This window comes from Nocardia sp. NPDC006982 (genome assembly GCF_042869435.1).
Lineage (GTDB): Bacteria > Actinomycetota > Actinomycetes > Mycobacteriales > Mycobacteriaceae > Nocardia.
The window spans coordinates 23,399-34,171 of record NZ_JBIAFV010000034.1; the positions used below are offsets into that span (position 1 = coordinate 23,399).

At 63.8% G+C, this 10,773-nt stretch carries 10 protein-coding genes; 4 read left to right on the forward strand and 6 right to left on the reverse strand.

Going from position 1 to position 10,773, the window contains the following annotated elements:
• The first annotated feature begins 3 nt into the window (after positions 1-3).
• The gene (locus ACFYOW_RS47070; RefSeq protein WP_387298292.1) at positions 4-237 is read left to right on the forward strand and encodes a transposase; all 234 of its coding nucleotides are present in this window, start codon (positions 4-6) and stop codon (positions 235-237) included.
• A 448-nt stretch (positions 238-685) separates the two neighbouring features.
• Here ACFYOW_RS47070 and ACFYOW_RS47075 read toward each other — a convergent pair whose 3' ends face one another.
• A complete protein-coding gene (locus ACFYOW_RS47075) occupies positions 686-1,942 on the reverse strand; it encodes an MFS transporter (protein ID WP_387298294.1) in 1,257 nt (418 codons plus the stop codon).
• A gap of 273 nt (positions 1,943-2,215) precedes the next feature.
• On the opposite strand from ACFYOW_RS47075, the gene ACFYOW_RS47080 reads away from it, so the two are divergent.
• The 3 genes from ACFYOW_RS47080 to ACFYOW_RS47090 all read left to right on the forward strand — a co-directional run bounded on the left by ACFYOW_RS47080 (position 2,216) and on the right by ACFYOW_RS47090 (position 7,185).
• Positions 2,216-3,556: an IS630 family transposase gene (locus ACFYOW_RS47080; RefSeq protein ID WP_387298296.1), complete on the forward strand. Its 1,341-nt coding sequence runs from the start codon at positions 2,216-2,218 to the stop codon at positions 3,554-3,556.
• Between the two features lie 160 nt (positions 3,557-3,716).
• Complete coding sequence (locus ACFYOW_RS47085; protein ID WP_387298298.1) at positions 3,717-3,854, forward strand: hypothetical protein; 138 nt, start codon at positions 3,717-3,719, stop codon at positions 3,852-3,854.
• Between the two features lie 1,351 nt (positions 3,855-5,205).
• Positions 5,206-7,185, forward strand: a complete 1,980-nt coding sequence (locus ACFYOW_RS47090) for a hypothetical protein (RefSeq protein WP_387298300.1) — start codon at positions 5,206-5,208, stop codon at positions 7,183-7,185.
• A 94-nt stretch (positions 7,186-7,279) separates the two neighbouring features.
• On the opposite strand, the gene ACFYOW_RS47095 is transcribed toward ACFYOW_RS47090, so the two are convergent.
• The 5 genes from ACFYOW_RS47095 to ACFYOW_RS47115 form a co-directional block, all read right to left on the reverse strand.
• Positions 7,280-7,624 carry a hypothetical protein gene (locus tag ACFYOW_RS47095; protein ID WP_387298302.1) on the reverse strand — a complete coding sequence of 115 codons (345 nt, stop codon included), beginning with the start codon at positions 7,622-7,624 and terminating at the stop codon, positions 7,280-7,282.
• Positions 7,625-7,823: 199 nt separating this feature from the next.
• On the reverse strand, positions 7,824-8,477 hold the full coding sequence (locus tag ACFYOW_RS47100; protein ID WP_387298304.1) for a hypothetical protein: 654 nt from the start codon (positions 8,475-8,477) through the stop codon (positions 7,824-7,826).
• A gap of 70 nt (positions 8,478-8,547) precedes the next feature.
• On the reverse strand, positions 8,548-8,730 hold the full coding sequence (locus ACFYOW_RS47105; protein ID WP_387298306.1) for a hypothetical protein: 183 nt from the start codon (positions 8,728-8,730) through the stop codon (positions 8,548-8,550).
• 11 nt (positions 8,731-8,741) lie between these two features.
• Positions 8,742-9,332 (reverse strand): TetR/AcrR family transcriptional regulator, encoded by a 591-nt coding sequence (locus tag ACFYOW_RS47110; protein WP_387298308.1) that lies wholly within the window; start codon positions 9,330-9,332, stop codon positions 8,742-8,744.
• A 163-nt stretch (positions 9,333-9,495) separates the two neighbouring features.
• Positions 9,496-10,569: an alpha/beta hydrolase gene (locus tag ACFYOW_RS47115; RefSeq protein WP_387298310.1), complete on the reverse strand. Its 1,074-nt coding sequence runs from the start codon at positions 10,567-10,569 to the stop codon at positions 9,496-9,498.
• Positions 10,570-10,773: the final 204 nt, after the last annotated feature.

The window sequence follows — 10,773 nt, forward strand, 5'->3', positions numbered from 1 at the left end:
TAGGTGGGGTGTTTCGGGCCGCCACGCCGCGAACACAACCGGCACCGACTCCACACTCCCGAAGGCCGAAAGCTCTGTCAACGACGCGGCGCCACCGTCGAGCCGGGCATCGGCAACCTGAAGAAGATCATCAACCGGTTCTCCGGCCGAGGCATGGACAACGCCACCAGCGAACTGCACCTGGCAGCCACCGCGTTCAACCTGATGAAAATCTACCGAGCAACCGCCACGGCCTGAGCCACCGGGACGCCCCGACCACACCGCGTCGCCCCGCACCTACACGCGTGTGGACCCCGTAGGCCACTTTTGACTCCGAAACCGATTCTGCAACAGGCTCTACGACACCGAGATACGCCGACTGCCTCTGGCAGCACGTAAAACGATCCACCGCCGCTACCACGACCCCGCCGACGACGCGAGCCTGGCCGACCTCGCCAAGGAGTACAGAGTCGGTCGGTCCACTATCCACCGCATTATCAGCGGCATCACACCATGGGCATAGCACCCGTCGCTTCCGGCATCGCCGCTGGTCAAGCCATTGTCGTTGTTTTCCGTACGGTTACTACCGGAACCCCAAGAGGTGTCGACAATGCAGCTTGCGGAGCTCGGCCTGGCTTAGGTTGCCGTGTCGCCGGGCTCATCTCCTGTAAGTCGTCGAAGGCGCGGACGGCCGGAGCGTCCTTCATTATTGTTTCTCTACTGAATCGGGTTGAAGAGCCGATAGTTCGGGGTGTTTGAGCGGCCGCAGCGTGACGAGGAGCATCAGGACAACCCCGGCGCCGCACCATGCCCCGATGACGATCGAGGTGGGGAACTGGTCGCTGACAGCGCCAGTGGCCAGGATCGCTGTGCCCTGGGCGATCTGGATGCCGCTGTTCATGACGCCGAAAGCCCGGGCCCGATATTCGTGCGGAAGCACGCTATTGAACAGTGCCTGAGCGGCGGGCAGCAGCAGCGACATGACCGCGCCGGAGGCGGTGACCAGGAGCAGAACGCCCGCGAGCGGCGGGTCGAGCAGCGCCGGGACTAGAGTGAGGGGGCCCGCGACCGCCAGTGGGCGGATTAGCCGGGTCCTGGTCTGCGGCTGGAGCAGCCGAGGCAGAGTCAGGCCGCCGATGACGACGCCGAGCGGGTTCGCAGCCATGATGAGCCCCTGAGCCGCGCCCCCGCTGTCGATCGCGGCTGCCCACGCCGCCGCGAGACCTTCCGGAACGATCACGAAGGTAACCGTTGCGAAGATGATGAAGGCAATGGCCCGCATCACCGGATCGCCGAAAACGACGGCGATCCCCTGTCGAGTCTCCCGCCACAGACCGCTGCGATGGGCGGCCGCGAGCGTCGCTGGTCGGAGTTTGACGTAACGGCGCAGCAGCAACGCCGAGCCGACGAAGGTGCCAGCGTTCAGCAGCAGCGCGATATGGGGGCTATAACTGGCGGTCATTCCTCCGGCGGCGTATCCGAAGATCTGCGCCAGTTGAAAGGCGGTGTTGTTGAAAGCGATGCCGAGCGGGTACCGGTCGCCAGTCAGGATGTGCGGGAGTTGGGCGGAACGGGCCGCCTCGAACGGCGGAGCGAGCAATCCACTGGCGAACAGCAGCGCCAGCAAGACCGCCACCGGCATGCTCGGAATCGCTATCAGCCCGATGAGCGCCGCTCTGGCCAGATCGCACGAGATCATCACCGAGCGCGAGGGATACCGTTCGGCTGTTGCCGCGAGTAAAGGCCCCGCAATGAGCCACGGAAGGTACCCTATAGCGAAGGCCGCCGCTGAGGCCAGCACAGACCCGGTGCGGTTCAAGACCAGCCACGCCACTGCGGCCTTGCACAGGTAGTCCCCGACCCAGGAGAGCGCGCTTGCGGTGAAGACCGCAAGATACTCCACTAGAACGAACAGATCCCGATAGCCCGCTGGCTGTTCTGCATCTGTTGTAGGCCGATTCATCCATATCTCCGCGATATGTTTAGCAACTAGGGCCGGCTCCGCCGAAAGTTGCAGGCCGGCCTGTGTCGACTCTTGGAATCACTGCCAGCCCAGATCGTCGCGGGTCATGACGCACCTCCTTCCGATATTAAAGCGGGCCAAACATTTAACATGATGAATGGCGATTCGCAACCTTCCCGCTCATGGGAGGTCTGGCACGGTTTGCCTTTGCGCTGTGAGGCGCTAGTGTGCTGCGCCTGAAATTAGGCAAGTAAGTATGTAACCTATTTTGCTGTGTCGCATCGTGGGCCTTCTGCTGTCGAGATTGTGCTGTCGGATGTCGAGCGTGCCGAGTTGGTGCGCAGGTCGGTGTCGCCGGATCGGCGTGAGGCTGAGCGGGCGCGAATCGTGCTGGCGTGTGCTGAGGGTCTTTCGAATGCCGGCGCTGCGCGGGATTTGGGTCTGGCTGTGGGGACGGTGGCGAAATGGCGGCGGAAGTTCGCCGCCGAGCGGTTGGCCGGGTTGCATGATCGTGGCCGTGACGGTCGGCCGAAGGCCGAGCTGGTGTTGAGCGATACCGAACGCGCGCAACTAGTTTCGTGGGCGCGCCGGGCCAAGACGGCCCAGTATCTGGCCATGCGAGCGAAGATCGTGCTGGCTTGCGCCGAGGGTGTGACGAACAAACAGGTCGCCGCCGACCTCGGTGTGGATGAGTCGAGTTTGATCCGGTGGCGGGGCCGCTTCGTCGCGGACCGGCTCGACGGTCTGGGTGACGAGCCGCGGCCGGGGCGGCCGCCCTCGATCCTGCTCGACCAGGTCGAAGACGTCCTCGTCGCGACGCTGGAAACGTTGCCCGGCAACGACACTCACTGGTCACGGGCCACCATGGCCAAACGCAGTGGGCTGTCGAAATCGACCATCGGCCGGATCTGGCGCAAGTTCGATCTCAAACCGCACCTGCAAGATTCGTTCAAGCTGTCCACCGACCCACTGTTCGTGGAGAAAGTTGTCGATGTCGTTGGCCTGTACCACAATCCGCCCGAGAAGGCGATCGTGCTCTGCGTCGACGAGAAAAGCCAGATCCAGGCCCTGGACCGCTCGCAACCGGTGCTGCCGATGACCGTGGGCACCCCCGAACGCCGCACCCACGACTACCTGCGCCACGGCATCACCAGCCTGTTCGCGGCGTTCAACATCGCCGACGGCACCGTCATCGGCGAACTGCACCGCCGCCACCGTGCCACCGAATTCAAAAAATTCCTGGTCACTATCGACAAAGCCGTGCCCCGCGACCTCGACGTGCACCTGGTCTGCGACAACTACCCCACCCACAACACCGCCGAGATCAAGACCTGGCTGGCCCGCCACCCCCGCTTCCACATCCACTTCACCCCCACCGGGTCGAGCTGGATGAACCAGGTCGAACGCTGGTTCGGGCTACTCACCGACAAACTCGTCCGCCGCGGCGTGCACACTTCCGTGCGCGCCCTTGAAGACGACATCCGAGCCTGGATCGACACCTGGAACGACAACCCACGACTGTTCACCTGGACGAAAACAGCCGACGAGATCCTCCAATCCCTCGCCGACTACCTCGCCAAGATCAACCCCACATCCACCAAAACGAAACAATAACTTACAGACGACATTTCAGGCGCAGCACACTAGCCGCCCGCCGAGGGGCCGCCAGGAAGAAGCCTTCCCGACATGAGCATTGTCACACGCCCTCAACGTGGGCCCACACATTGGCGTGAGCGACATCTAGACGCTGATCTTCTATGGCATCTCGCCACTGATGATTGCCTCCATTGTCGGTCTCCATGCGTTCGCTTCCAGCGAATACGCCACCATGATCGGCGACCCATCCCTTGTCGAACTGGCTCCCTCCCGCAAGGCGGACACCACCGCCGAACTCGTCTCCGAGGCGGCTTGACTGTGCCCGGCCGGTCGCCCCAGGACAACTGAACAGGAACCTGTTGGACGCTCTGGCCATTGCGCACAGTTGATTTCGCCGGATCGCGCTGATGCGGCACCCCCTTCCGCCCGACGCGCTGCTACAGACACGAGTAGTCCCCGGCAATTCCTTGCTTGGGATAGTGGACGATCCCGCAAGCCGATACCCCCGGTCATCCACGCCGGGGGCTTCGGAGCTCGGCACCTCGCCAGGGGCGGGCTTGCTTGCGTGTTGCGCCGGTCCTGCCCTCGGGGTATCGCGTGGCCATGGGGACCGTGACTGATTGTGCGTCAAGGCAGCACGCGGGTGGATCAAACGTTGCGCATGTGGTGCTATTGATCTCGCCAGGCCCGGTCTTAGCCAGGCCACGTTATCCGACTGCGGGTGATGACGGTATTCGAGGCGAATCGAGCTGGCTTCGTTCGACTTTCGCGCTACACGGAGCGATTCGCTTTGCAATTGCGGGGTCGTTGGCGCATAATCAGGGCAGCTCGGCCTGGTCCGGCTGGGCACTCAGCGCGAATGTGCAGCTTCGATGCCTAGCGTTGGACGCGGATGGGGATTCTGCGATTCATCTGCGGTAGCTGTGTGTCGCATGTGCTGATTCGACGTACCTCCATGCAGTTCACATGGATGGCGTGTTGCATCTCTCGCGTCCGCGATTTGTCCCCGATGTGCTGAGGATACGTTTGTGGAGCTGGTCCGCACCGACGATGATCTGTCGCCTTCTCACGGTCACAGATTCGCCGCAATTGGCTGTCCGACAAAGGGTTTTGCCCGTGAGCTCATCGCGATAAAGATGATCGAGCAGCAGAGTGCGAGGGTTTCCGAAGGTCATTTCGTCGCGTACTCCGGCTGGCACAAGCAGGCTGGAACGCCAATGCGATTGCGATCGAGATGAGACGCGTCACTGCCGCATCGATCTACCGATCCACGATCGACCGCCACATCCTCTGCGCGAAATCGATGGGGCTGGAAATCCCCGTCCTGGAGGGCACTGCCACCACACGAACCGCCTGAACCATGGCTAGTCCATCAGACTTTCGCACCAGTGTGGCCAACCTCTTCGGACGACCGAACATGAAGGGCCGCCAACATCGTCCAATTCCGCGCCGTCAACTGAGAGGAGGTACCAACTCAAGGATCGAAGAGCCCGGGGTATTCCCTCACTGCTCGAACACATTGAGGCACAAGGCAAAACAAAACAAAACGGCCCCCAGCTGCAACTGAGGGCCGGACAACCCGAAGGCTGCTAGTGCTAAGCAGGTCTAAGGGTAGCTCATGCGTGCGCACGCCATCAAGCTCGGTTGGAGACCGCAGCAGTTTTGGCGTGCTCACCGACCGGCTATCCCCGCTACCCGAATCATCCTTTCCCACTGATGTTTTCCCGTCGACGGAGGCAGTCGCGCGTGCCGCCTTCGCGCAGCTGGCACCGCTGCTGGCCGCGAGGCGGTCGATGCGACCGTGGGAGCCCGTCCATGGTCGCTACAGCGACCGGTCCCGCGCGCTGACCAAACGCCTGCCTGGACAGCCGGTGGCCTTGCCGCTGTATCAGCATCGGCGAACTCGGCTCCTGGGGCTGGATTTCGACGCTCGACACCACGGCCGCGACGCGGTAGAGCGGGATGTGCGCCAATGCCTGGCCTGGATCGGTGAATGCGGCGGGCGCGCGATCAGCGACCGCTCCACCAGCGGCGGCCGCCACGTTATCGTCCCGCTGCCGATCGGCACCGTCCTGACCAAGGCCGAGGTAGAGCCGATCGTGCGTCTGTTGGCCGAGCGTCTGGTAACGCTCGACATCACCCCGATGTGCAATGACCTCACCGGAGCACTCACCCCACCCGGATCACGATGCAAAGAGGGCGGGTTCCGGCAGCTCGACGGCGCTCTCGATGACGCCACCAATGCCCTCGTTGTGCGCTCCGAGCCGGGCTTCGTCGGCCGTCTGGTCGAACTTCTCGGCGGAGCACGCATCACACCGAAAGTCGGTAGCGCACAAGCTTTCACTGGTGCGCGCGCAACATGCACATCGCGCGCGGTGCAGACGAGCGCGCCAAGCGTGTCTGGCTCGCGCGCGAGCGAGAGCGCCCGACTGTGGGAAGGCACCGGCGATGATGCGCGACTGCGCACCGAATACCGGCGTCGCACCGTGATGCCAGCGACGGTGACCGCGTTCGCCGTGCGCGGCGTCGCGCCCCCGGATCGGCGCTGGCGCACGCGAAACGGTCGTCTCGACCGCTCTGCGGCGCGCCAATCCGTGCTCACCGCAGCAGTACTGCAAGGGATGTCGTTGACCGATGTCCAGGCACAGTTTCCCGCTGCAGGCGGCACATGGATCGGCTTGGCCGGGGCCTACGCCCGCTACGGGCGCGGTGCCGGTACAGCATTACGCCGTGACTGGGACAGTGCCTGCCGCTGGGCATCGGCGAACGCCCCCGAATTCCTGTCAGCCGCGCACAAGAGTTCAGAGCACACAGGGGGGTGGTGGGGGAACCATCGCGTTCGACCAAAGACCCAAACCCGGTGGCTCGCAACCGCAATCGCATGGGTCGACACGCAGTGGCCTGGTTCCTCTCGGCGAGCCAACGTCCTGGCCGTCCTGCAAGCCCTCGCATACGCGTCCGTTGTCGGTGGCGAGATCGTCGCTGGCGTACCGGTTGTCGAGCTCGGCGGTCGATCACTCTCGCTCATGGCCGGATCCATACCCGAAACCACGGTATGGCAGGTCCTCCGCGATATCCGTGACCTTCCCGGCGCTCCCCTGCTCCGCGTACGCCGCGGTGCGGGCCTGCTCGCCGACCGCTATGCCCTGGTCACGGCACGGGTTGACGGCCGCCGCCCACAACCGAGCCACACCCAAACCACACTTGCGCGGGTCGAACCTGTGCACCCGGCATGGAGCATCCTCGGGATCCACCACCGGCGCCTGTATGAGGTGATCGTGCATCAAGGCATCACCAAGCCCACCGATGTGCTGGCCGCCGCCCGCATCAGCCGCAGCACCGGCTACAACACCATCGCTACGCTCGCCATCGCTGGACTCATCACCCACTCCCGCAACACCATCGGCCCCGGCCCGACCAGCCTGGACGACATCGCGCACGCCCACGCACTCGATCACGCGCGCTCCGAGCGAATCGCGCGTCATCAGCACGAGCGCAAGATCTGGACCTGCTGGCTAGCCGCCCGATTCGACACCACCCCAGTTGCCGAACTACCCGATCCAGTACTGAGCGAGCCATGGGACACCCACGACACCGAGGACTACCTCGACTCCGTTCTGGCTGCAGGCCCACCAACGTTCTCTTGAACGAGTATCGCCAAACTGCCCTAGACTGTCACGAGGCCGAGTGAGCGCATACGACCGCCATCCGAGGCACAGCAGATCGGATGTGCGGGCCGGATCACGAGCCCTCCCGTGATGGAAAATCTGGCGCGGCCTCGTGCCGCTCGACGGGTTTGAGGTCGGCGCGGAAAGCGGCCAGGAACAGCCCCAGTTGGTCGAACACAACGTCCGTGGCCGTCTCCGCGTCACAGCCCCCATCGGCCAGCAAGCTGATTGCCGTGTTCAAGCCGGTCTTGTAACTGGTTTGGTCGTTGCGGCTGGCTGAGTCGACCGCGTGAGAGAACATCAGGACGTACTCAGCGCCGTACTGGCTGGTCAGCTCTGCGATCAACTCGGCAACTCGAGGCATCCGCATCCCTGCATCGCTGACAAATATGAACTCCGGCCGCGGACGGTAGGTCATGCGACGCCTTTCTGTTTCAGTGCAAGGGAAGTCTTCTCGGCATCCGCGTCCAGCAGGCGCTGACGGGTCAGTTCGCTATTGCGTGCGCGTGCGATGCTGGTTGCGCAGGGAGCGCCCATCTGTGCCGGACAACTTTGCAGGCTATGAGAGGGCAGTGCGGTGCTCGGAGTCCAGAGCCGAAAGGGCGTGAATCCTGCGCCTACCGCTGCTCGCGTTCCGACTCAGTAACCAACGGATCCAGGTCGAGGCTTTGCCAGGAACACCAACCCATCGACCGGGCCGTGAGCATCGCCGACGCCAAGGCTGCGGTGACCGGCCCGCGCCAGCTGTCGCGATTCGGTGCCAGATACCAGCTCGACAGCTTCGCTGCCGCGCAGGTAGTGCGCAGATCCGGCACCGAGATATCCAGATCGGCCGCCGTGTCCACCACCCGCGCGGAGATGCCGTCCTTCGTGCGCTGCTCCCGACGGTGCGCCCACAACAACGCATAGTTGTCCAAGCTCACCAACTCGACCTGGCCTTCGACCGCCGAACTCAGCGGCTTGAGGGCACCTGCCAGATCGTGGCCAGTGATCACCTCGGCATGGCGGTTGCACTCGGCAATCCGGCCGTCGAGCTCGACAGTGAGGCTCGTCTGCGAAGTTGCGTTGTTGAGGACTTCGTAGCCGAATGTGAACCCTCGTTGATCCGCCCCGAGATCTCGAGGTTCCTGCACAGAAAAAGTCGCATACACCAGCCCGACACCCGACCCCGTGACGGCTAGAGCGACCACTGTCGGCATGGCAGCGCCGGTGGACCGGCCAGGATCACCGAACGGCTTCCGCGGATTCGCGAGATTCGTTGCGCTACTCAAGATTTCGTCTCCATCTGCCATCCAATGTACGGGTTGGTTGTCGAGCTGCGCCGCATAGCGGCGAACGCGCTCAATCTGTCGTGGCGTCGACCAGCACGCCGTAAAACACCGAGACACCCCACCCGCGCCCGGCAGTCGCGGTGAACCGTCGCGGAATGGCGGCAGTGAGGACCTTGATCAGCTGGATCTGGAGATCGCTGAGCACGCCCTGGCTCGTGATTCGCCCACGATCGATCCCGCGGTGTGCGCTCACAGTGGGAGACCTCACGCGGCGCGTTCGGCGAGCACATGTTCGACCAAGGCACGCAGCGACGCCGTTTCAACACAAGAGGCGCTGCTATCGGTAGCGGCGTGTCCGACGACGCTCGTCAGCAACATCGAAGCGCCCACCTCGGGCGCCACAGCCGGATCCACTCCCGCCTTGCCCATAGCATTGGCTATGAACTTCGTTGCCTTACACCGGGTTTCACGCAGCCGGTCACGAGATATGTCCTCCGGTGCGGCGGCGCCGAGATCGAGTTCGAGCCGCACCCATCCAGAGTGTGCGGCTGCGAACAGCACCCATGTGGAGATGGTGGCGACGAGTTGACTGTGATCGCGGACCTGGTAGCGACACACATGGGCATAAGCGCGGCGAAACAGCTGCTCCAGAACGGCGTCGGCGAGGGCAGGTTTGGTCGCGAAGTACCCCATGATCGCACCGTGGGTGAGTCCAGCGCGTTCAGCGATCCGCTGAAGCGACGCCGCGGCATAGGAATCGGTGAGAAACACATCGGTCGCGGTTGCCAGCAGACGCTGACGGATCAGTTCGGAACCGCGGGCGTTCGTTGTACTCGTTGCGAAGGGTGCGCTCATGTACGACGTGCCTTACTGGTCGCGAGGGCAATGCAGTGCTGTGAGCTACGCGGGCGAGCGTGAATCCGGCCCCGAGGACCGACCCGGCTGTCAATGCTGCGCACGGGATGTGGCATAGGTGGGCAAACACCACGCGAGGAAGTCCATTTCGGTCGAGGGCTCCTCATGCACAGGCCGCCGGCCGATCTCCGGCCGCGCCGGCCGCAACCGACCCTGCCCATGCCACCAAACAGTCCTGAAACAACTTCGCGTTCGGCGCGACGGTCACCGCATGACCGGCCCCTGGAACCACCAACGTCTTCAGCCGGGCCGCTGGCGCGAAATAGGGTCGCTCCGCCTCGGCCAGGCTCACACTCGACGCGCACACCGACCGCGCACACAACGAGTCCAACTCGCCATTGACGACCAGAACCGGCACGTCGATGGCACTGGTCAGGGGCAGGATCGTGCTGGCAAGCCCGTCCAATATCGCCGCTGGACTGAACGTGTCGGCGACCTCGGTATCGTCAACAGAAAGCACGACAGGATCAGTACCCGGGCCCACGAAACTGGCTGCCCGAGTGCCCTGGCGAGTGGTCAAGTACCCCGGGTCGAGGCCACGGTCGACGAATCGTGGATCGGTGGCGGCAGGGACGAAGCTGGCCACCGCCTCCAACGTGTCGATGGGCGACACCGAGTGTGAAAACCCTTGCAGCACAACACCATCAACGTCATGGAACGCGCTGGCCTCTATCGCGGCCACACCAGCTCCCAGCGACACCCCGCCAACAATGATCGTCTGAAACTCGTATCCGGCGATTCCGGACCGCAGCGCTGTAACGATCTCATGCAGACCCTGAGCTTGGAGGGTGGCAGTCACCGCCGCACTCGGCGGTCGGGTGCTGGCGCCGGTCCCGAGCAGATCCAGGGTGAGCGTGGCAAAACCCGGGGCGTTCAGTGCGTGTTGGACGCTGTAGGTCTGCGACTGTACCGGCCAATCCCAGTAGCGCGCGTTGGTCGCCGCACCCGAAACCAACAGCACCACCGTGCTCGTCGGCCGCGCCGGACGACACACCGTGCCGCCCATCGCGCCACCCAGCACCGGCCATGACGTGGCCTCGCAAAGACCGGACACGGACGCGGGCTGATCGGCATGCCCCACAGGGGATAAGCACAGCAGCGCCGCGATCGCTGCTGTGACCGTCGAGACAATCTTGGCTCTGGCGCGGTACTTCGCTGCGGCACTATTCAATGTCACTGCCTGCTCCCATGACGAGCTCTTCGACACGACCAGTCGGCGACCACCCCCGGCATGCGCCGAGAATCAGCACGGCCCACCCGACGGCCACAACAACATCACTCACTAGCCTCGGCCAATCATGCTGGTTGAGCTGCTGATGGCCCGGGAATGGCGAAAGGTGCTCTGAACTGCAATGATTCGACTTGTCTAAGGTTGAATCGG